General features: G+C 41.7%; 19 protein-coding genes. 4 read left to right on the top strand and 15 right to left on the bottom strand.

All coding sequences use genetic code 11. The features are described 5' to 3' along the window. Nucleotides 1–45: 45 nt before the first annotated feature. Nucleotides 46–468, bottom strand: coding sequence for a winged helix-turn-helix transcriptional regulator (locus IDJ75_RS15530; protein WP_191176539.1), 423 nt, complete (start codon nt 466–468; stop codon nt 46–48). A gap of 261 nt (nt 469–729) precedes the next feature. On the opposite strand from IDJ75_RS15530, the gene IDJ75_RS15525 reads away from it, so the two are divergent. Both IDJ75_RS15525 and IDJ75_RS15520 read left to right on the top strand, forming a co-directional pair. After that, nucleotides 730–1,017 carry a nitroreductase family protein gene (locus IDJ75_RS15525; protein ID WP_191176538.1) on the top strand — a complete coding sequence of 96 codons (288 nt, stop codon included), beginning with the start codon at nt 730–732 and terminating at the stop codon, nt 1,015–1,017. Nucleotides 1,018–1,163: 146 nt separating this feature from the next. Beyond that, nucleotides 1,164–1,910, top strand: coding sequence for an SDR family oxidoreductase (locus tag IDJ75_RS15520; RefSeq protein WP_191176537.1), 747 nt, complete (start codon nt 1,164–1,166; stop codon nt 1,908–1,910). Nucleotides 1,911–2,262: 352 nt separating this feature from the next. Here IDJ75_RS15520 and IDJ75_RS15515 read toward each other — a convergent pair whose 3' ends face one another. The 5 genes from IDJ75_RS15515 to IDJ75_RS15495 form a co-directional block, all read right to left on the bottom strand. Beyond that, nucleotides 2,263–4,455, bottom strand: coding sequence for a hypothetical protein (locus IDJ75_RS15515; RefSeq protein WP_191176536.1), 2,193 nt, complete (start codon nt 4,453–4,455; stop codon nt 2,263–2,265). A gap of 639 nt (nt 4,456–5,094) precedes the next feature. Then, entirely contained in the window at nt 5,095–5,748 is a 654-nt protein-coding gene (locus IDJ75_RS15510; RefSeq protein ID WP_191176535.1) for a hypothetical protein, read from the bottom strand. A 24-nt stretch (nt 5,749–5,772) separates the two neighbouring features. Next, nucleotides 5,773–6,315: a hypothetical protein gene (locus tag IDJ75_RS15505; RefSeq protein ID WP_224746625.1), complete on the bottom strand. Its 543-nt coding sequence runs from the start codon at nt 6,313–6,315 to the stop codon at nt 5,773–5,775. Nucleotides 6,316–6,415: 100 nt separating this feature from the next. Continuing rightward, the gene (locus tag IDJ75_RS15500) at nt 6,416–6,868 is read right to left on the bottom strand and encodes a hypothetical protein (RefSeq protein WP_191176534.1); all 453 of its coding nucleotides are present in this window, start codon (nt 6,866–6,868) and stop codon (nt 6,416–6,418) included. A 57-nt stretch (nt 6,869–6,925) separates the two neighbouring features. Beyond that, nucleotides 6,926–7,402 carry a hypothetical protein gene (locus IDJ75_RS15495; protein WP_191176533.1) on the bottom strand — a complete coding sequence of 159 codons (477 nt, stop codon included), beginning with the start codon at nt 7,400–7,402 and terminating at the stop codon, nt 6,926–6,928. 198 nt (nt 7,403–7,600) lie between these two features. Between IDJ75_RS15495 and IDJ75_RS15490 the strand changes: the two genes are divergently transcribed. Together IDJ75_RS15490 and IDJ75_RS15485 are read left to right on the top strand one after the other, a co-directional pair. Beyond that, nucleotides 7,601–9,604 (top strand): sensor histidine kinase, encoded by a 2,004-nt coding sequence (locus tag IDJ75_RS15490; RefSeq protein WP_191176532.1) that lies wholly within the window; start codon nt 7,601–7,603, stop codon nt 9,602–9,604. Further along, complete coding sequence (locus tag IDJ75_RS15485; protein WP_191176531.1) at nt 9,591–10,226, top strand: response regulator; 636 nt, start codon at nt 9,591–9,593, stop codon at nt 10,224–10,226. Before IDJ75_RS15490 ends, IDJ75_RS15485 begins: the two co-directional genes overlap by 14 nt. A 226-nt stretch (nt 10,227–10,452) precedes the next feature. Here the strand turns inward: IDJ75_RS15485 and IDJ75_RS15480 are convergent, their stop codons facing one another. From IDJ75_RS15480 to IDJ75_RS15440, 9 genes are all read right to left on the bottom strand, one after another. Continuing rightward, nucleotides 10,453–11,517, bottom strand: coding sequence for a serine hydrolase domain-containing protein (locus IDJ75_RS15480; protein WP_191176530.1), 1,065 nt, complete (start codon nt 11,515–11,517; stop codon nt 10,453–10,455). 14 nt (nt 11,518–11,531) lie between these two features. Beyond that, nucleotides 11,532–12,581 carry an alpha/beta hydrolase gene (locus tag IDJ75_RS15475; RefSeq protein WP_191176529.1) on the bottom strand — a complete coding sequence of 350 codons (1,050 nt, stop codon included), beginning with the start codon at nt 12,579–12,581 and terminating at the stop codon, nt 11,532–11,534. 41 nt (nt 12,582–12,622) lie between these two features. After that, nucleotides 12,623–13,027 carry a hypothetical protein gene (locus tag IDJ75_RS15470; RefSeq protein WP_191176528.1) on the bottom strand — a complete coding sequence of 135 codons (405 nt, stop codon included), beginning with the start codon at nt 13,025–13,027 and terminating at the stop codon, nt 12,623–12,625. A gap of 516 nt (nt 13,028–13,543) precedes the next feature. After that, on the bottom strand, nt 13,544–14,323 hold the full coding sequence (locus tag IDJ75_RS15465; RefSeq protein WP_191176527.1) for a LytR/AlgR family response regulator transcription factor: 780 nt from the start codon (nt 14,321–14,323) through the stop codon (nt 13,544–13,546). Next, entirely contained in the window at nt 14,320–15,342 is a 1,023-nt protein-coding gene (locus tag IDJ75_RS15460; RefSeq protein ID WP_191176526.1) for a sensor histidine kinase, read from the bottom strand. Before IDJ75_RS15460 ends, IDJ75_RS15465 begins: the two co-directional genes overlap by 4 nt. 554 nt (nt 15,343–15,896) lie before the next feature. Next, nucleotides 15,897–17,291 carry a TolC family protein gene (locus IDJ75_RS15455; protein WP_191176525.1) on the bottom strand — a complete coding sequence of 465 codons (1,395 nt, stop codon included), beginning with the start codon at nt 17,289–17,291 and terminating at the stop codon, nt 15,897–15,899. Then, a complete protein-coding gene (locus IDJ75_RS15450; RefSeq protein WP_224746624.1) occupies nt 17,288–18,631 on the bottom strand; it encodes an HlyD family secretion protein in 1,344 nt (447 codons plus the stop codon). Before IDJ75_RS15450 ends, IDJ75_RS15455 begins: the two co-directional genes overlap by 4 nt. A gap of 11 nt (nt 18,632–18,642) precedes the next feature. Continuing rightward, nucleotides 18,643–20,304: a peptidase domain-containing ABC transporter gene (locus tag IDJ75_RS15445; protein ID WP_191176524.1), complete on the bottom strand. Its 1,662-nt coding sequence runs from the start codon at nt 20,302–20,304 to the stop codon at nt 18,643–18,645. After that, nucleotides 20,294–20,581 carry a hypothetical protein gene (locus IDJ75_RS15440; RefSeq protein ID WP_191176523.1) on the bottom strand — a complete coding sequence of 96 codons (288 nt, stop codon included), beginning with the start codon at nt 20,579–20,581 and terminating at the stop codon, nt 20,294–20,296. Before IDJ75_RS15440 ends, IDJ75_RS15445 begins: the two co-directional genes overlap by 11 nt. Nucleotides 20,582–21,246 lie beyond the last annotated feature (665 nt).

Below are 21,246 nucleotides of genomic sequence, written 5' to 3'. Positions count from 1 at the left end.
GTAGCCCAAAATCAGAGTAAAAATTAAGGTATTCACTTTGCTATCTTACTCCGGCGTTGTTTTCATACGCGTTCTTGCCCTGTTTTTATAATTTTGAATGGTACCCTCTTTATCCTTATTTAATTCCTGTATTAAGTTATTAGCACCCGGAGGGTTATATTTCGATCCCCATACCATCAATTCCATGATCACTGGGATCAAGTCGATACCTTTTTCAGTAAGGTTATAAATAAATTTATTTTTCTTTTCAGCGGAAACCGTGGATTTTATAAATCCATTTTCTTCCAGCAACTTAAGTCGGTCTGCAAGAATGTTTGTGGCAATCTTTTCTTCCGACGCTATAAAATCACCGTAAGTTGATTTATTCGTAAATATCAGATCCCTTAAGATCAATAACACCCACTTATCCCCTAAATAATCCAGTGAGTAAGATATTGGACAATTTGATCGATGTTGAATTTCTTTCATGACATTAATATGTTAAATAACACTTGCAAATCGAAAGTAAAATAATTTACCTTTGTTTACTTGCAAATAACAAGCAAATTTAAATATAATTTCCACATAAAAAATTGATATCATGTCATTAGTTCCATCATTTGAATGGCGATACGCTACGAAAAAATACGAAACTTTCCCCAAAACAGTACCGGCCATACTTGCGGATGTTATTCAGATGGTTCGCCAGGAACCTTGATCACTTGGCTTGCAACCTAATAAGTTTTTATTATGGAAGACAAAGACAGGCTGGAGCAGATCAGCCGCGCAGCAAATAATCAACAACAGGTTACCACCGGCGCACACGTAATGATAGTGACAGTGGAAGCTAACGTTGATGAAAAGACTTTTATCGGTTACATTAACAAAGCAGCAATTGCGAGGCAAACCGAGCGCAAGAATCTGAAGCCACTGGAACAATTCGTAAACAGCATGTTAGGCAACACGGCTTATAACCTGCACATCACGTGGACCAAAAATCAGGCCTCCATAGCTATTGGACCCTGCTATTTATGTTAGGCCACCGCTCATCGAAAGATGAGTTTGCCCAAATCTCTAAAGTTCGTAAACCTAAAGAAGAAATATTTCAAGCTATCTGATTACAAACACGCAAACTCAAAACTAACACATTAAACAAAAACAATAAAAACCAAAAAATAGAAATCATGAACATTACAAACAAAACAATCCTGGTAACCGGCGGTGGTTCGGGAATTGGTTATGCAACAGCAAAATTTTTAGTTAAAAAAGGGAATAAGGTTATTATATCTGGCCGTAACCCAGAAAAGCTAAAAAAAGCAGCATTAGCGTTAGGCATTGATTACATAGTTTGCGATGTGACTGATGCAGATGCAGTTAAAAGCCTGGTTACAAAACTGGAAACTGCATATTGTGATCTCAGCATATTGATCAACAATGCCGGTATAGGCTTCGTTTATAAACTGGGTGAAGGCGCAAACGCAGTGGAAAAAGCAAGACAGGAATTTGAAACGAACTATTTTGCCCCGGTTAGACTGATCGAAAATTTGTTACCACTATTGAAAAAACAACCTGAAGCGGCCATTGTAAATATTTCATCAAATGTGGCTTTTCATCCACTCGTGGTTTTACCGACTTATTCAGATGCTAAAACAGCCCTGCATTCACATTCTGTGGCTTTGCGTTTAACCTTGTCAACTGATACAAACATTAAAGTGTTTGAGGTAATGCCTTCCCTCATCAACACAGAAGCAACCAAAGACATGGGTGGAGAGCAACATGGTTTGCCACCGGCAGTTGCTGCTGCGGATATTTATAATGGTTTGAATGAAGATCGTTATGAGATTTTTGTTGGTGAAGCCGGCCAGCAGTACGCTGACTACTTGGCTGACCCAAAAGCAGCCATAGCTAAATTTAACCAGGGACTTTACTAAGTAACGGGCTATAATTAGCTATTAAGCTACGCTGCTCCTTTTAGGGGAACAGCGTAGCTTAATAGCCATATTTAACCAAAGTAAAATTAACATAAGGATATACACATTAACAAACCGTTATGTCTGATAGAAGAGATTTTATTAAATAAACTGGCCTGCTATAAATGGCAGGCATCGTCGGTGCCAATCGTATAGCAATAGCTGAAAAAGTGAACAAGGTTTTTACCCCAACAAAGTAATAGTTCCGGCGGGCAATGAACAAATGTTTCCAGCAGCAAGGGATGAACTGGCGATTATCCCGGTAATTAATAATTTGTTATTTACAAACCTTGTCGCTCGCTAAGCAGCGCAATTACCAGTTCACTTTTACTTCGGCATTACCCGGAACTGTGTATTCCAGATGGCCTTCTTTGGTTTTCTGACCTTTCAATGCCTCTTTGCCGTTATTCACAAAAACTGACAGAACCGGCATTTTATCATCACCAGTTTTCACCAACAAAAGTCTCGCCTGCAAACGTCCGTCGCCCGCAAGCCTGAACTTCGCCGGCCGGTGTTTTTTCGGTAAGAACCCATAGGTCGGATAATCCGTGTAGATCATAAAGGGCTGGCCTTCCACCTGCATATAGTGCCTCGGTAAGATCCCGAAAGCATTACCCGCGCCATAAACTTCCTGACCTACACCGCCGGACTTTTCCCAACCATCGTGCAGATCCTCCACAGCGATGTAGAGATCAGTATCGAGTTCCCCGGTTTTTACTTTTTCCTCCAGCATCTCTTTTGGCAGCATTGGCGGGTAATAGTAACAAGCGCGGTCCACCAGGTACCGGATATATTCTGCCATTAGCAAACGTGCCGAAGTAAGTATATCCTCATCTTCTGCATGGCGCAGGTAATCATGAAACGCGCAAAACACCTCCTCCTCTTCGTAGGCCGCTGTATACGGCGCATCACTTAGCGGAAACAGTGCAAAGAACGACGGAAAATTTACGCCATAGCCGTAGTTACAGTCCCATAGCCGGACATTTTTAAAGATATTGGCCAGGCACAGATAGCTCAATTCTTTATAGACTTCTTTCTTGGTGATCTTATACAAGCGCAGTAAAGCGCCCGCTGAAAAAGAGGTATTATTGGCCTGATAAAACAGCTCGAAGCCAAGCCCTTTTAATTTCAATGCAGCTTTTTCAGCTTCAGCCAGATAGCGCTTTTCGCCCGTTAGCTCCCAAGCCTGTAGCATAATATGCGCGTACAAGCCAGGCACATCTTTTTCACCTCCTTTGCCAGGCTGAGTTTCCGCTTTCACTACCTCTAACGTATCCATTTTATAAAACACTGGCCATTCATACTTAAAATGATGCGCAACCTTAATAGCAAAGCCTATGGAATCTAAAAACAGTTGTTTAGCGATCTTATCACCCTTAAGCGCCAGGCGAGACAAGTTCAGCAGCGGATGCTGCAGGTACCACGCATCCATAACCAGCGGCTTTTTGTGTTCTTCCTCTCCGTTTAATTTATCCAGCGCCTGCGGGTGCCAGCGCATAATTGTGCCCAAATCTTTATTATAAAAAGCCTCCAGCCCGGCTTTGATCTTTTTCATAACCGATAATTCGCCATCGTTCCACTCTACATAATCCAGTAACGGCAGCAGGATTGCCAACTGTACCATTATCTCCGGCGGGGTTTGGTAATCGCAGACATAGGCATTGAAGTAATGATTACCGGCAACCTGTGCCCAGCAACCCGGGCTGTCCTGCAAGTCGAAAAGGCCCTTATCGAGAATTTCCGGCCAGTTTTTATATTCTGTAGCTGGCTTAGGTAATTGCAAATAAATAGCAGCCAGCAGGTCCAGGTATTGCCTAACCATCGCAGGTTCGTCTGCCGGCACCTCGTCACTCAGCGCGATAAAGGCATCACTCAGTATATAGCTTGCACCTGCTTCCAGTGGCTTATTTTTCAACGTTGGAGGCAAAGCAAAGCCGATCTCGGGCCATTCGCCACCAACAGTATCCCCGGCAGAGGTTTCTGTCTGCTGGTTATAATCTGCCAGCGCAGTCAGATTTTGCATGTAAAGCACCGAACCGCCCTTCGCCCCTGCTATTGTAAAATATAATTGCCCGGATCGTGTTCCCACCTGGCTGGCTTTCACTTCACCCTGCGGTAAACCTATGGGTACAATATCCCGCGGCCAATAAGGAAATAACATAGGCGTTGCCGGCATCAGCGTAGTGGTTAAGCGTAATACGGGTGTCTCGCTTTTAGGCAACACGCACGTTACCTCATAATCTCCTATACCGGAGCCAATTAAAAATGTCAGTTTTCCATCTTGCTCTTTCGGCTCTTCAATTGCCAGCAGGTCTTCCGGCGAATAAGCAAGGCGAAAAGCCACCTGTTGTTTATTGGTCCACGTAACTACCAGCCAGCAGGTTTCGGCCAATGTATGAACACGAAAGAAATAACCAACATATTCATATTCATAAATAACAGGTAATTCTGCCGCAGCCAGTTGCTTACTGATATTATATAGCCAGGGAGATACAGGTTTTGCCATAGATCTAAAAGTTGTTAACTAATGTTTTCACAACACATAGGTTAATATTTATGTTTTGTAATTTATTTTTAACTAATTTTATTAATTTAAAAAACATAGTTTAGCAACTAAAAGTTGTATAATTACACTCATTAAACATCATATTATGCTTTATCAGATAAAAAAATGAGCGCTGAAAAAAGTGCCGAACCGGAATGTGTTGCGCAATTGAGTACTTACCAAACTAAACAGCAATAATGATGAGCATTTTTTAAAAGGCCAGCGGGTGATCAGCCCTGCAGGAAAAGGTGAGATAGTCGACGCAATGGGTTATAAAATATTGGTTAGGCTTGATAACGGAAACACCGAAACCTTTTCCCGCAGCTGACTTTGAGGACGATAGCAGCCCTGGCTTATCGTAAACAGTGTGTGTAGCGATAACGATGAACTTTTAAATATTTATATCGACTACCTTGCGATACACAACTTGAAAGTAAATGGTATCAATTTAGTTAACTATTAATTACAAACCAGGAAAAATTTTATTTTCGCCCTTTTATGTGGATAAGTTTCTTACTTGAGAGACACTATGTCACCAATAATTGTTTTTCCATTTTAGATAGTAGATAAGCCATTACATTCATGTAGTATTGAAATTGATCAGGAACCTGCAATTTTAAAATTGCTGATAAATAACCTGGCGCCGTTTTCAGATTTATTAGGGCCACTGATATAAAAATACCTGGCTGACCGGGGCTGAAAAAGATTTGTGTCCGCCAGTTTGATGTCATCCAGATACACAGCCATTTGATTACCGCGTACGACCAACTTAACATGCAACAGGCGGTTAGCGGTTGCCGAAAGATCAAACTTAGTGTTTGCCTCCTTTTTTAAATCATAGTTGCCTATGTTAACAGCATCCGCGTCATAATAATGCAGCTGAACAAAGGCGCCGCCGTTGCTGATATAATCTCTGGCAGCATTGTCTTTCACGAAACCGAATGATATGGGCGATATGTCTTTAATTTGTTCTGCCTGGGCCAGTATGTCAAACTCAAAAGTAAAGCTATTAGGAAGGGAAGCAGGCCTGTTGAGCTTATAGGTAATGTTATCTTGAAGTATCAGCCATTTACCCTGTTGGCCCTGGGGCCGGGCAATCGTTGCCGCGCCGCTTGTTTTAATGCTGCGCGGGCTTGTGCCGATATCGTACTTAGCGAAATCTTCGTTAAAATCAAAATTTTGCGCTGCCACCTGAAATATAGTAAGAGTGCTAAACAGTATAAGCAGCCCGGCGATCAAAAGATATTTTTTCATAATGATAGAGATTAAAGTGAAAGATCAATTATAGGGTGCTGAAAATTTCCCTTCGGTAACGGTAACGTAATCATCACCGCCAAGAAGCTTTAGCTTTCCCGAAAAGGTCCCCTTAACGCCCCATTTGGTCAAACTGGTAATAGTCAAGATAAAGCTACTACCATCAAGGTCTCCGCCATTATATATAGTTGTACCTACAATCTTACCATTCTTTATATCCTGGATATAGTATTTCCCGGAAAGCAACAGGTTGCTTGTACCATTGGAGGTATAGGTTGTTTCTTTTGCACCTTCCTTAAGTTGCATATCTATACCAAATCCGGTAACCATATCCTCCTTTTCCCATCCCCCTACCACTACGAAATGTACGGTATCTGTAGCGGGTTTGTCATTGGCGTTCACATGGTAATTAAACTCACGCAACTTGCCGTTGATCTTACAGGTAAAGAATTTCTCTCCGTCTCCTGTTGCTGTTCCTCCGTTTTTTTTGCAGGCAGACAGACCCATTATGGCCAGCGCCATTACAATAATGCATGCAAATTTCAATTTGGATGTTATGCTTTTCATGATATTTAATTTAAATAAAAGAACTGCCTGCTGATGTACCTGGTATCACTTCAGCAGACAGCACAATTGTTCGGGTGGTATCACCCATGGTATTGTTTAATTATTTTAATTTTATTGATATCTCACCGTCATCCATGCCGTCAATATTCTTTTCAGCAAACACTTCCGGAGAAGCTTTTTGGAGGGTTTTAAGAATATCTGATGTAGAACCCGAATGCTGAAGCGTAATCGAAGACCCCGATGCGCCGTATTTCATCTTGGTGCTTTCAATCCCTTTCACTGCCTGCAGTTTATCATTAATATTTCGTAAGGTTGCAAAGTCAACGCCGCTAATTTTCACGGTAGTTTTTGTTTCAGATGATGAAGAGCTATTCTTCTTTTTGCCAAAAAACCCCAGGATTTTATCGCCGGTACTTTTTGTACGGTCTGCTGTATGACCAGCCCGGTCAGCTTTATCGGTTGCCCTATCAATTTTGTCCAGAACAGCCTGTGCCCTGGTAGTCGTGAAACCAAATAATATCAGGCCTGCACAAATGATCATGATCTTTTTCATAGTTTATTGATTTTATGTAGATGTATGTTTTCACTCAACAATTTCGTAACCGCCTTTTTAATAAGTATAATCGTGGGTAAAATCTGCCGTTTTGGTAACGGTAAAGTCTTTTTCATCGTTTTTAACTTCACCGTTTATTTCTGCCTTATAGCTAACTTTATAAGGCGAATCTTCTACATTTAAACATTGTATACCAACGCTAACCGCAGTTAATGGCTTAACGGATTCTATGATATAGGTTTTAGTGTTTCCGCTAAAGTTATTTTTACTCAGGCTTACGGAACTTTCGTTGTTTTGTACAACACCGTTTACCTTCCAAACAGTAGCGTCTTTCGGGTCGTTGGTTAACCCTACCATTACAAAGGATAGATAAGCGGATGCTGGCGCGCCTGTTACTGTAACCGTAAATTTGGCGTTACGCCCGTTAGAGGGTGTGGGATCGTTGCTGCTTTTTTTGCTGCATGATGAGAAACCTGCAAACAAAACGGCACAAATAGTAAAGGCAATTAAATTTTTAAAAAATGATTTTTTCATAGTTATTTGATTAAGATAATAGATAGACCGCAAAACTATCCGTTGGCCCTGGCACTTAAAATCCCCTTAATGGTGGTTTTTTTTCTCCTGATTTTTAGGTATTTTATCATTAGTGGTCATAACTTTTAGCAGGTTCTGAATTTTTAGCTGCATATTTAAATCCGGCAGGCCATATCTGTTGACCTGCCGGTGATTGAAATGAAGAAAATTTATCTGATCCTTATCTGCCTGCTGATAACCGTCCACGCTTTAGCGCAGCAACAGATCCCGCTAAATGAAAAACAGCACGTCGACAGTTTGGAAAACGTCCTGCGGTCAAATGGACCGGATAGTGCAAAGGCCAATGCTAATTTCCAATTGGTTGAATACTGGAAATTCAAGGATACCGTGAAAAGTAAAACGTATTTAATGCGCGGCAAACAACTTGCAGCGAAATACCCCTATTTTAAAGCATTGGCGCATTTTTATGAAGGGCAGTATTATTTTAACTGGAACGCGGCTAAAGCTGCTGCTGCCTTTAAAAAAGCGGAAGAGGCCTTTTCGGCGTTTAACACCCCGAAAGCACATGGCAGGCGTGCAGCTGCGTGGTTCAACTACGCCATAATGAACAGAGATACCAAAGGATACGAGTTTATTACCCGCATTATACTTGAAAAAGTTCTGCCGGAAGCTGAAAAAGCTGGTGAAAAAGTAATGCTGGCGCATTTCTACACGCAGCTCTCTACCGTATTAATGAACAATTACCAGTTCGCCAAGGCGGCGACCTATAATCAAAAGGCAATTGAGCTGTTGCAAACCGAAAGCCCACGCTCAACCAATCTTTTGTTTGCTTATCTGAGTGGTGTAAGCATCTATTGCTATGACGGCAAATCAGCAAAGGCAAAGCCTTTGTTAGCAAAAGCTAAAGCGATAATAAGTGCATATCCCGAATCCGTAAACTATCCGTTGTATTATTATAACGAAGCTTTATACTATTTTACTGTTAAATCTTTTGAACAGTCGCTGGTAAGCGCTGATAAGGGAATTGTTCTTGCAAAAAAATACAATCAGAAACAATTGCATCAGCAGTTCCTGTTCAGAAAATATGAAGTATACGGACAGCAGAAAGCGTATGCCAAAGCCAGACAAGTTTTACTGGATATTACAAAGGATGGCACGCTTATGGCAACCGCTAATGATAAGGCGACGATTTACGCAGAATTGTCAAAAACCAGCAAAAACCTGAATGACTACAAAGCCGCTTACTTCTGGATGAATAAGTATCAGGTACTAACAGATAGTATCCACAAGGACCAGACCGGGCTAAAGATCAATGAACTGGAGACCCGATACCGCACTGCGGAAAACCGTCAGAAAATTGCTGCTTTACAGGCGCAAAACAAACAAGCAGCCTTGAAAGCCAGGAATGAGCATTTATACAACTGGCTGCTGGCCATCGGTTGTTTATCGCTGCTCATTATGCTTGGACTGGTGATCCTGAATGCGAAAAACAACCGGAAACTTGCGGCTCAAAAGGAGATCAACTATCAACAGCAACTCCATGACCTGGAGCAAAAACAGCAGCTTAAAGTAACCAAGGCCATGCTTGATGGCGAAGAGCATGAACGGGAACGCGTTGCCCGCGACCTGCATGACGGACTGGGCGGAATGCTGGCGGGTGTAAAAATAGGTTTATCGGGTTGGTCAAACAATAACTCGGACCTATCCGGGGACAAAGACCTGAACCACATTATTGGCCAACTGGACTCTTCGGTTTCGGAGCTGAGGCGTATCGCCCGTAATTTGTTACCGGAAACGCTTCTGAAGTTTGGGCTGGAAGTGGCGTTGAAAGACTTGTGTGAGTTTTATATGCGCGATGAGTTACACATTGATTTTCAGACTTTTCATATCCAAAAAAACATTTCGCTGAGCGTACAGCTTAGCATATATCGCATGGTACAGGAGCTTATTTCTAATGCTATCAAACACGCGAAGGCTTCAAATATAATGTTACAATGCAGTCAGAACGATCACATTTTTTTTATAACCTTTGAGGATGATGGCTGCGGATTTGATACGGCTATGCTCGAAAATAAGAAGGGTATGGGTTTAGATAACCTTAAAAACCGGATCACTTTCTTAAATGGCAAGTTTGAATTACAGTCAATTATCAATGAAGGAACAACCATTAATATCGAACTCAATATCGATGAAGACGCCTAAATTACTAACCGCGATAGTTGACGATCACCCTATTGTGATCGAGGGGTTAAAGACATTGCTACAACATGAGGATAACATACATCTTGTTGGCGGTTTTTGCAGCGGCGCGGATATTCTTTCGTATATCAGGACTAATCCAGTAGATCTCATTTTGTTGGACATTACGCTTCCTGATATTAATGGAATGGAACTATGCCATATGATCAAAAAGGAATCAGTAATGGCCACTATACTTATTTTAAGCAATCATACTGAGAGAAGCATTATCATGCAAACCATTCAAAATGGTGCCAGTGGCTACTTGCTTAAAAACAGCGCTGTTGAAGAGCTTAGATATTGTATTTCAGAAGCGGTAAAAGGAAACATCTGTTATAGCAAAGCGGTGATGGAAATAATTAGCCGGCCATCAAAAAATGAATTACAGGGGGCACCGCGTCTTACCCGGAGGGAGAAAGAAATACTGTCTATGATAGCCTCAGGCAAGACCAGCCAGGTGATTGGCCAGGAATTATTTTTAAGTCCGCTTACTATTGATACCCATCGTAAGAACCTTATTCAAAAATTTGGGGTGAAAAATGTAGCCGAACTTATTATGGCTGCTAATCAGCAACAAATATTATGAGCTTTCTTAGTGAGGATTGCAGACATGATATAATGCAGCTACTATATTTCAACTGGAACAAAGGTTTATATAATTATATATCCCACTTGTTGAGTTAACTACATCACAATAATTTGAAATCTGTTCAAAACTTATAGAATCGTAGTAATTTTTATCATTTATCCTAAGGTGTGCATAAATTTATGGTTGATCATAGTTTATATGAATGATCGGCCTGGCAGACCTTTTATTTAAGCGCCTGATCGACCAGCTTCCTGAGTTCGGCGTATTTCTCTTGTCTTCCATCTGATTTTAGGTAGAAGGCCATTAAGAAAGCAGAGTATCCTTTCTCATTGTCTACCCAGGGGAAGCTGCCGAACAGGCCTGGGCTGCTCACGACACCTTTGCCCATGATCCATTCCCCGTAGCCATAGCCCAAACCTCCCGCCTCTGCCGGGCTGTAGGACACTTTCACAGCCGGTGAAATCCTGTTGACCTGCATCTGTGCAATACTGCTTTCTGACAATACGCGTTTGCCATTAAACGTTCCTTTGTTGAGGATCATAGCAAGGAAATTCATATAATCACCGGGCGTACTAACGGCACCACCGGCCGGTAAGGCAACTTTCCCCTCACCAAAATCAGTCTGCTTCATTTCCAGCGGAGTCGCTATCCGCTCGTTGAACAGGGTTTCAAAACTTTTGCCGCTGATCTTTTCGATCACCGCACCGGCGATCTGTAATCCTGTATTGCTATATCGAAACACCTTGCCGGGCTGGCCTTCCATAGGGTAAGCCGCGATCTTACCGATCTCTTCTTCCATGCTGTTCACCAGCCCCATTTCCGCCAGGTTTTCCCGCAGATCGGGAGACCGTATACCGGTTAGATGAGAAAGGCATTCGCTGATGGTGACCGATCCTTTTTTATTTTGAGACAATATCGGAAAGAATTTCCCTACGGTATCCGTCAGCTTTAATTTACCCTCATCTACAAAGGTCATCACCAGGGCTGCGCTCAGCCATTTGCTGCAGCTGGCGATTGGTTGCCGGGAGCTCGCGGTATAACCGCTGAGATCGGCTGGTTTGCCCTGCTTCTTTGCGATCAGTTTAACCAACATTTTATCTTTCATACCCATATCGTTTACCGCATGGCTGTAAACCACTTTTCCATCTTTGCACACCATCAGTATGAGGCGCCCCCCCATACCGGAAACCTGTTCATCAAGCCATTGGTCTACTTTGGCAAAAGGCTGTTGGGCGCGGGCACTGCCGAACCCGGTCAGTACCATAAATAGCACAATGATTTTTTTCATTGTATAGGGCTTGATCAATTACAATTAGCAATCCTTGGATTATCAAGGCTGTTGCAGGGAAAAAGGTATTTGCTTTGTTCGTATTTGGGGCTGGGGTTATCCGTAACCTCCAGCGGGGCCATGAATTCACCTTTATACCCCGGCATAGTCACCTGCTCGGCAGAGCCATTGCCCAGGGCCACATTCTTACCGGCCTGGCTGTTGTTAAAACTATAGTCGATCAGCGCATCCAGCAAACGGTACACCCCGTAATAATCATAGGCGTCATAAGCGGAGCGGCTATTGGGCAGGTTATGTTCCGTGGCGTATTTGTAGCCGGCCACCGTCGATGATTTCAGGTAACAGTAGTCTTTTTCCGCATTAGGAATACTGATGTTCTTAAAGATGTCTATGGCCAACCGGTGATCGTTATAGACATCTTCATCATACACCTGGGTGATCATCCTTGTATTGGCCGGGAAGCTTGCCAGCTGCGCTGGCGTGATCTGATAACTGTACCAGGGTGCCATCGTGAACAGGAATCGCCCGTCCTCTCCCCATCCTTTTTCAGTAAAGGCCTTGTAGGACAACCCGATAGACGCCCCACCACCAAAAGAATGCCCCATGAAGCCCACTTTTTTGGTATCGATAATATTTGGGTAATCAGCAGCAGCTTTAGTGAAGCCGGTCCATAATGTTAAATAACGATGGTCAATACTGATGTCCATTGTCGGGTAAGGCACAAATACGACTACATAGCCCTTTTTTGCGATAAACTCGAATAAGCCCCGGTTATATTCCTTATTCTCACCACCATAGGGGTGAGAATAGAAGATCGTCGGCCGAGCCGAGGTAATTCCCGCAGGATAGAAAATGGTTACTTGAGTGCCGGGATATTCGGTGTTGGGAAAACTGATTTCGGCGACCTTATAGATACCGTCGGCACCGTAGCCGGATGACGGACGGGAGATCGGCCCTGCAAGGTCATCATCTATGGGCTCGGTATTCGTGTTACTGTCGCTTTTTTTTGAACAGCCCGATATCAGCAGCAATAAAAAGCTCATCTTAATAAGAATAGATTTCATTGTATATTTTTTGTGAATGAGTGTGAATAAACGTACCGCTATTATTGCTGACCCATTTTTGCTTTCATTTTTTCTTTTATCTCTGCTTCAAATGCCTGGTATTGCTTATACTGCTCGGCAGTAAAGATCTTTTTCAGTTCCCCGTCCTTTTCTTTTTGCAAGGCTTTGATCTGTTTAAACTTAGAGAATTTGCTGCCATTGCCTTTGATGATCGGATCGTTTTTTAACGCATACTTCAGGTTGATCGCCTGTACCTTGGTAAGCTGCACTGAATCCAGGCTAAGCTTGTTTTTCATCAGGCTGGTCTGGAACAGCGCTCTTTCTTCCGGTTTTTTATCCTTCATCCCGGTGATATTTTGTGCAGTGGCCAACTGGGCGAACAGCATCACCAGCAGGCTTAACGTAAGGGTAAGCGCTGGTTTGTTTTGTTGATTTTTCTTTTTCATGTTTTTTTATTGATGTTAATTGTTTAAGATCCTTCAGCTAATAATAAAAGGGATCAATGCACAACAACTACGCGCCTGCGTAGAACCGGGCGTATAACAACAACCCGGGCGGGTGCGGCTACACCGGGCCTGATGACCGGCCTGCGTACGACCACAATTTTCCGAGCGGGTCTGACAACTACGCGTGTTTGGGCATGGGCGTAACCTATTCCAGTTAATGCTAGTGTGAGGATCAAAATGAACTTTTTCATAGTTTAATAAATTTAATTTACTTGTGTTTTTATTCTAAATGTATGACCGGATCATATAGGCAGAGTTTTTACATTCGGGGTGAAACATCTTAAACGGGGGCTGAATTAACCAATGGTTCAGACGAACTTGCCGAAATATAAAGGCGGTATAGACCGATCTGATGTCTCATTTACTTCGTTTTTATTAACGATGTAAAGTTTACAAATAAAACAGGGAGCAGGTAGCTAAGATCAGGTAAGGCTGAAAAATCCGGGGGCGAAGTGTTTAGGTATTCATCCAGCTTTTAAATTCGGGTACACGCGCTTTACTGATCAGGATGCGTTCTGCCGGCTCCGGTTTAACTTTTACGGACAGCCTGCCATTAAAATAAAAGTCAGCTTCCAAGATGGCCGCCCGGTTAATGATAAATTGCCGGTTCGCCCGAAAGAACAATTGGGGATCTAATTGCTGTTCCAGTTGCTCCAAGGTAAAATCCAGGATGTACTGCTTTCCGTCAAAGGTATGTCCGTAAACCATTTCGCTCTCTGTATAGAACCAGGCGATCTTTACCGTTTCCACCGGCACCAGCTTATCCCTATAATGCACCAGGAAGGATTTTTTGTAGGACTTAACACTGGCCTGGAACTGTTCCAGCAGCCGGGTGAACATGGAACCATCCGGCACCTGTTCTGCCGACCTGAACAGGGTTTCAAACTTTTGCAGCGCACGCGCCACCTCCTGCTCATTAAAAGGCTTCAGGATATAGTCGATACCGTTATTTTTAAAGGCTTCAATGGCATAATCGTTATAAGCGGTCACAAATATCACTGGCCGGTTAACCCGGGCTTGTTTGAATATCTCGAATGATAAGCCATCAGTCAGCCGGATGTCCATAAAAACAAGATCATAATGATGCAGATGTGCATTGAACCAGCCTACCGCTTCTTTGACGCCGGTAAGCATGGAGATGATACTTATGTTTTCATCCAGGTGCTCCAAGATATGCGCCAGGTTGCGGGCCGTAACCGGTTCATCTTCGATAAGTACTATCCGCAGCGCTTTCATCGGGTTAAAGGTAGCTTAACTGTAAATATTTCGTTCGACCTTTCGATCTCAATTTCGCTTTTCACCAGCAGGCGAAAACGCTCGTTCAGGTTTACCAGACCAATCCCGGTGCTGCTTTCCGGCACGGCTATTTCCTGGAGATTGTTGCTGACGATCAGCTGTTCTTCCATAGTATAGATACGCACGATCAAAGGATTTTCTAAAGTGGCGGAATTGTGTTTGGCGGCATTCTCCAATAATGGCTGTAAGGACAGGTGCGGGATCATCGCCTCCAGATAAGGCTGCTCAACGTCAGTTTCCAGACGAAAAGCCTCTTCAAAGCGCATGTTCAGGAGTTGCACGTAAGATCTAAGCGTTTCCATTTCCGCCGCAACCGTTACCAGCGCTGTACCCGAACGCGCAAGCGCATGGCGGAATACTTTAGACAAATGAAAAATATAGAACTGTGCCAGCGTGGGGTCCTCCCTGACAATCCCGGACAGGCTGCTCAGCGAATTGAAAAGCAGGTGCGGATTCAGCTGTTCTTTCAGCAGTTCCAGCTGTGCTTCCAGATACGCGCTTTTTAATTGCTCATGGTCTTTGTCTTTTTGTTTACTTTCCCTGAGCAGCAGCATTATCCTGATAATGATGGCGATCAGGACGGCACTCAGTCCAAAACGGGCAAAATATCCCATCCTATACGCGCCGGGTAAATGGTTACCTGAAAAAAGAGTATATTGAATGAAATTCGCGGTCACCATGAGCAAAAAAATCAAAAGTCCGTTAGCAGCGAAATAAATGCCATACCGTTTTTGTTCCCGGAACCTGACGAAGGCTATATCTTTTTTCAGGTTCAAGTAAAATAGCAAGCCGCAAAACGCCAAATTAAAGAAGAACTGGAAAATCAGCTCCCCAAGATCGAATTGCCAGTAATGCGCCATGATACCATCTGGCCGTAAAGCCAGTAAACGGGCCGAATTCACCATCAGAGCGATCAGCAGGGAGCTATACCCGCAAATGCGCTGTTCATTCTTATCCATCCCCTAAATTAACCATTTTATTTCCGTTGGCTATATATGGAAAAGGTGAAGCTGCTAAAATAGCAGGTGAAATACGATGATGTAGGGGGTAATATCTATCGACACCCAATCGCCTTTTTACCATCTGCCCCCAACTCTGGTCCTGTGATTTGGATCGTTGCTGCTATTGTTCCTGCTGCCGACTTTCTTTTTTCCTTTGCTCTTGGAACAGATGTTTCATTTCCTTTTCCTCCCTGCTCAGTTCTTTCATTCCATGTACTTGCAAAGCGCGATGCTTCAAGGCATTGACATACTCAGAAGATTATTTCAACTCCCGAGGATAATCGAATAGCGGATAGGTATAAACGTAGCCCACAATAAATCAGGGTATAAAACCTATATCGTAAGTTTCAACACTAACCAGATCGAGTATGAGATGCATAGAGAACAAGTAGACACACAGATCAGCTACAAGTTTCTCAAGAAATAATTCAAAATAAAAAAATAAATGGAGGCAATCTACTGAACAGTGCATCTCCGGGAACTGGTGTGTCCCAATTAGGTTGAAGATAGTACTACCAACTGTTTGCCAGCCATTTAAGATATTGAATTGCCTTAATACGTTTTGTATATATTTCATTTAGCTTTTCCTGTGTTTCAACCACTTTTTGCTCGCGAGAATTTATCAGAAACAACGAACTTTCGCCCATTTTAAACCTGGTTTCTTCTCCATCGAGTAACACTTGGTTGTTTTTTTGTATTTTGGTATTTATCAAAACCTGCCTATCAAGATTTATAAAATCATTGCGGTAGTTATTCCATTTTACAGTTACCAGGTTGCGCTTTTCCAACAAAGAATATTGCGCCTCTTTTATCTTAATTTTACTTAGAATGTAGGCTGCCCTTTGCTTGGTGAAGGTTAGCGGCATAGCAATAGAAAACCCCAATTTTTGGTTGTTTTGCAACCAATCGAACGTAACATTGTTAAAAAGCCTTCTACCTGAGTTAAGAATGCCAACATTTACGTTAAACGTGGGTTTAATTTCTTCTAATTTTAATTTTCGATCTATTTCCAGTTGGTCAACTTTAAAGCTATAATCTTTTACATCAGGGTTTTGGGCAGAAATAGCAGCCGGTTCCTTCAAGAGCAAACTATCAGGAATTGACATACTAACCAAAGCAGAATCAGGCCTAATATTAAGTTTGGCCGGATCTGTAGGTATTAAATTTTCAAGCCATAAATATGCCGCAAGATCATTCTTCTTATTTTGTAGCAACGTTTGATATTCAATCAACTTTTGCTGCCTGATTTGTAGCAAGGCTAACGCTTCCAGTGTATCAATTGCCGGCCTATCGCCATTTTTAAATAATAAGGCAGTACCGTTCAAACGAACCTGTGCCAGATCCACGGCTTTTGAAAAAACCTGCGTATTCAACCAGGCATTCAGCCATTCTGCATAGGTGGTGGTAGCACTAATAAAAAGGTCGTTTAGCATTTGCTGCTGGTCGTTAGCCGCAATATTTTGATAGATAGCTGCCCGTTGTAAAGCTGCCCTGCGCTCATCGATTACTAATCCTTTGCCTAACGGCACCGAAAGCCCCAAATAGCTTAAGCCCTCAATAGGCACTTTATTTTCCGGGTTGACGTAGTAACCATCGTACTTGGTGTAGCTTCCTTTCAGGTCGGCACCATACCAAAGCGGCACTTTAACCTGGGGCATCAAATAGTCATAATACGTAGTTCCATTAAATATTTTTCGCTCACTGTTAACCTCAATTTTGGGGTCAAAACCACCAATGGCTTCCCTGCGTGTGTAAAAGGCCTTATCTTTATTCAATCCTGCCTGCAATGCAATAGGATGATAAAGTTTAACCAATCCAAGGTATTCGTTAAGTGTTAATAATTGGTCCTGCCCAAAAGTGTTTACACTCATCAGGCATAAAGTAAAAGCTAAGGTTAGTCGTTTCATTTTTTAGTTTCAGCTTTACTCTTATTAGTGCTTGCGGCTGTGTAAAAATTTGGCGGAAAACCATTAAGCTGCCTCCACAACTCGTACCACACCGGTACATTATTAAGTAATGCAATAACCTGGCATCCGGTGCCAAACCGCACATTTGCCGGCCACTTTTTAGTGCTTTCATCGGGCTGTATCCATACCTTAAATTTGCCCGACGCATCAATGCTGTTATCAATGGCTGCTACTCTACCTGTAAATAAGCCATACGATGCCTGCGGCCAGCCAGAAAATACAATAGCCGGAAACCCATCAAATTGTACCCGCACCAACTGGCCATTGCTAATCAATGGCATATCATTAGGGTCAACCCCAATTTCAATAGCTTTTTGAAAGCGAAGTGGTACTATGGTAAGTAATTGTTCTCCGTCTTTGACTGTTTCACCTATACCAGCCTTTATACTTTGCACCACCTGCCCGTTTTGGGGTGCAATGATGTAATGGAAGTTCCCCCGGGCTTTATAATTAAACAATTGGTTTTTAAGCTTGGATATTTCACCCGCACCACTCGCCGCAAGGGAAAGTGAAGTAAATCGCTCTCCGGACACCTTTGATATCTTCTCTGTATAATCTTGTGACGTGGCTGACAGTTCAAGCTTAATGTTTAATAGTTCATTCTTGGCATTATAAAACTTATTCTCGGTGCCTATTTTCTTTGATAAGGCATCCTGGTAATATTGCTGTCGCTGTTCATATTCAGTAAGTGATTTTAAACCGGCCTGATAAAGCTCCTTCTGCCTTTTTAATTGCACATCAGCTATATTAAATTGGTTGGCCGCCGCGGCCATCGCTATACTGTCTGATTGTACCTGCAACCTATACTGTTTTAACTTGTTATTAAGTTGGCTGATCTTAAGATCAAGGCTTTGCTGCAGCGCAGACATTTGCTGGTCGGCTGTTTTAACTTTGCTCTTGTAAAATTCATTTGCATCATCTTTTGCCTGTAACTGTTCAGACGTACGTTCTGTAAGTTCCGGGTCAAGATATTCGTCTTTGGTTTCGGTTATTTGCAGTAAGGTATCTCCTTTGGTGACCATAGCGCCGTCACGTACATACCATTTGGCGATGCGCCCGGGTATCATAGTATTTACTTGTTGTGGCCGTTGCTGCGGATCAAGTGTTGATACATTACCTTTCGAACGAATATTTTGTGTCCACGGCAAAAACAAGGCGACCAAAACGCATATGGCAATACCTGCAAGCCATCTAACTTTACTGGTATGGTCACTCGCATTCATAGCCGTTTTAAATGATTGGTATTGCAGAAAACGAGTAGTTTGTGTATTCTTTTCCAAAAACATTGTAACTATTTACTTAATGTAATAAGCTTGTCGCACCCGTTGGTTAATTCTTCCAGGTCTGATACCGCGATCAAACTAAAACTTTTGTCCTTTATCAGTTTATCAATAATTAAACTACGGTGATCATTTTCAATCCCCTGCCAGCCATTCTCCATGATGATCAAAGCAGGTTTTAACAGGAAACATCTGGCCAATAATATTTTTTGTATTACACTGTAGGAAAGCTTTTGTCCCTGCGGATCAAGCAGTGTTTGGTAGCCATCCTGATTTTCGTAGATGAATTTCTGTAACCCTACCAATTCGCAAATTTCAGCTATAAAGGGGAAGTTTATTTTATCATTGCCCATAGTTAAATTTTCGAATAGGGTACCGCTAAACAGCTCCTCCTGAGCAAAAAACACAGCCACACGCGAGTGTAATAGTTGTGATGGTATGTTTTGCAACGGTACGCCATTAATTAAAATTTGCCCGCTAAAACCTTTGTATAGTCCTGCAATAATTCGCAGTAATGTTGTCTTTCCAGAACCCTCCGTTCCATTAATACAAAGCTTTTCTCCAGGTTTAACATCAAACGTAAGCTCATCAATAACGGTCCTGCGTTGGTTGAAAGAAAAGGTTAAATCTTTGACAGCTACATGTAAAGGGGCATCTAATAATAAAGTTTCTGCCGGTAATCTGTTCGTTAAGTTATCCTGGGGCTTTTGCAATACTTTGTCAAGCTTCTCAATCGAAGTCAAAACGTCATACATGGTTTCCAAACTTACGATCAGCTTTTCAACTGAATTAAGTACGGCAATGATAATAATCTCTGCTGCTATAAACTGGCCTAAATTGATTTGCTGGTTCAAAAATAATAATGTTCCAATAATTAACATTGCGGCAGTTATGAGCACTTTAAACGCAATTAATATACGGTACTGAAACACCAGCACTTTAAAATGCGAGGTTCGTGCATCAAGGTACCCAACCGTAATCTGGTCGGTCTTCTTCATATGCAATTGATGCTTTTGAAAAAATTTAAAGGTTTTAATCGCCCTTGATATTTCTTCCAACCAATGACCAACCTGGTACTTGTAGTCACTTTCTTCCATACTGGTAGTAAAACCTTTATGGCTGCTTGAATAAAATATAATGCAAACTATAGCTAAAAGCATTACGCCGAATATGATGAAAACAGGATGGTAAAAGCTTAAAAGCGTCAGGCCAAAAAGCATCTGGATAGAAGCTCCAGGAATATCAAGCAATAGTTTAGATAGTCCTTTTTGCAAGCTTGCCGTATCAAAAAAGCGATTTACAAGCTCAGGCAAATAATAGCTGTCTATACTTAAAAGATCAATACGAGGTATACGGTAGGCATAGGCAAATGTAAGACGCGTAAAAATACGTTGCTGAATACTTTCAGTTACACGCATTTGCATTATTTGGATTATCCCGCTAAATAAAACACCTAATACTACAAATGAGATTAACACCACCAGTGATGCTGACAATACTCCTCCAAAAAGCAAACCTATAATTGCTTGTATCCCTAATGGAAGCGAAAGCTGAATTAGGCCGGTAAGCGTAGAAAAAAAGTATATCTGCCCAACTTCTTTTCTTTCGAGGTTGATAAGTTGTAGTAATTTTTTTCCGGCGGTTCTAATAGAAACATCGACCTTAGCTGACATTGAGTAATGGATCTAAATTTATCTCAATAAAACCTGTAACCTCCACTTCATGATCGCGGTCGATACCCTCACTCAAAATCTTCCTTATAACGTCGCTGGTATTTTGTAATTCTTTTACTTTTTGTTGAATCATACCGATGTTGCTATCGTTTCGCTCCATAGCGGTAAGCATTTGAATATTATGGTAATTTATCTTATGATTATAGAAACTCATAATTATAGACAGAGCCTCACTTGATTTGAATGTGCCGGAAATAAGTTGATGTTTTTGGGACATGATCTTTTTTTTATATAGTAAGTTTAATTGTTTCTTATGGCTGGTTTATATGTTCTTAGTTAGATAGAAATTCAATACCATTTTTAATATCATTTTCGATTACAGTAACGACAATCTCTTGGTTGGTTGACCTGGGTTTGATTTATGTAATTCTCCCCATATTCAAGTCTGCATTTATGCCATTTGCTAATGTTAATTTTATCATATTGATTATTTTGATTACGGGGTAAATTTCTCACTAACCATCCATATATTTTTATTTATATTTATAATGGTTGATATTAATATTATTTATGATTTGTACATGGCATCAATTACTTTCACCCGAGCAAAAGGTTAAAATTGTCATAGATGTAATTAAAAAGAAGAAATAAGGCTCAATGATTGGGATGGGGAACGATACGCCCGTCAGCTGCAAAACAAGATTGGAAAAACGACGGGCGCAGTAATTTTGGAAGTGCTGTAGAAAATGCTAATGTCGCTTAATGGCTTATAGTTTAGATAACCTGCCCCGGTATTCATTAATACGATATACCAACGACCGATTCTACAAAACCTTAGTTTTTAGGTTAGGAATGATGGATATACTAATCTCTTTACATTGACAATTAGTGTATCAGAACACATAAATAAAAAATAATGCTATTGAACTTCATTTAGAATTT

Origin of the sequence: Mucilaginibacter rigui (assembly GCF_014773275.1) — a bacterium.
GTDB lineage: Bacteria > Bacteroidota > Bacteroidia > Sphingobacteriales > Sphingobacteriaceae > Mucilaginibacter > Mucilaginibacter rigui_A.
The sequence above is the reverse complement of the archived record's forward strand: the minus strand, read 5'-3'. Positions and strand labels throughout refer to the sequence as shown.

Coding starts and splice junctions, on each gene's coding strand:
- IDJ75_RS15530 (WP_191176539.1), bottom strand. CDS start 468: ATGAAAGAAATTCAACATCGATCAAATTGTCCAATATCTTACTCACTG.
- IDJ75_RS15505 (WP_224746625.1), bottom strand. CDS start 6,315: ATGAAAAGCATAACATCCAAATTGAAATTTGCATGCATTATTGTAATG.
- IDJ75_RS15475 (WP_191176529.1), bottom strand. CDS start 12,581: ATGAAATCTATTCTTATTAAGATGAGCTTTTTATTGCTGCTGATATCG.
- IDJ75_RS15495 (WP_191176533.1), bottom strand. CDS start 7,402: ATGAAAAAATCATTTTTTAAAAATTTAATTGCCTTTACTATTTGTGCC.
- IDJ75_RS15465 (WP_191176527.1), bottom strand. CDS start 14,323: ATGAAAGCGCTGCGGATAGTACTTATCGAAGATGAACCGGTTACGGCC.
- IDJ75_RS15485 (WP_191176531.1), top strand. CDS start 9,591: ATGAAGACGCCTAAATTACTAACCGCGATAGTTGACGATCACCCTATT.
- IDJ75_RS15520 (WP_191176537.1), top strand. CDS start 1,164: ATGAACATTACAAACAAAACAATCCTGGTAACCGGCGGTGGTTCGGGA.
- IDJ75_RS15460 (WP_191176526.1), bottom strand. CDS start 15,342: ATGGATAAGAATGAACAGCGCATTTGCGGGTATAGCTCCCTGCTGATC.
- IDJ75_RS15470 (WP_191176528.1), bottom strand. CDS start 13,027: ATGAAAAAGAAAAATCAACAAAACAAACCAGCGCTTACCCTTACGTTA.
- IDJ75_RS15455 (WP_191176525.1), bottom strand. CDS start 17,291: ATGAAACGACTAACCTTAGCTTTTACTTTATGCCTGATGAGTGTAAAC.
- IDJ75_RS15510 (WP_191176535.1), bottom strand. CDS start 5,748: ATGAAAAAATATCTTTTGATCGCCGGGCTGCTTATACTGTTTAGCACT.
- IDJ75_RS15515 (WP_191176536.1), bottom strand. CDS start 4,455: ATGGCAAAACCTGTATCTCCCTGGCTATATAATATCAGTAAGCAACTG.
- IDJ75_RS15440 (WP_191176523.1), bottom strand. CDS start 20,581: ATGTCCCAAAAACATCAACTTATTTCCGGCACATTCAAATCAAGTGAG.
- IDJ75_RS15445 (WP_191176524.1), bottom strand. CDS start 20,304: ATGTCAGCTAAGGTCGATGTTTCTATTAGAACCGCCGGAAAAAAATTA.
- IDJ75_RS15480 (WP_191176530.1), bottom strand. CDS start 11,517: ATGAAAAAAATCATTGTGCTATTTATGGTACTGACCGGGTTCGGCAGT.
- IDJ75_RS15490 (WP_191176532.1), top strand. CDS start 7,601: ATGAAGAAAATTTATCTGATCCTTATCTGCCTGCTGATAACCGTCCAC.
- IDJ75_RS15525 (WP_191176538.1), top strand. CDS start 730: ATGGAAGACAAAGACAGGCTGGAGCAGATCAGCCGCGCAGCAAATAAT.
- IDJ75_RS15500 (WP_191176534.1), bottom strand. CDS start 6,868: ATGAAAAAGATCATGATCATTTGTGCAGGCCTGATATTATTTGGTTTC.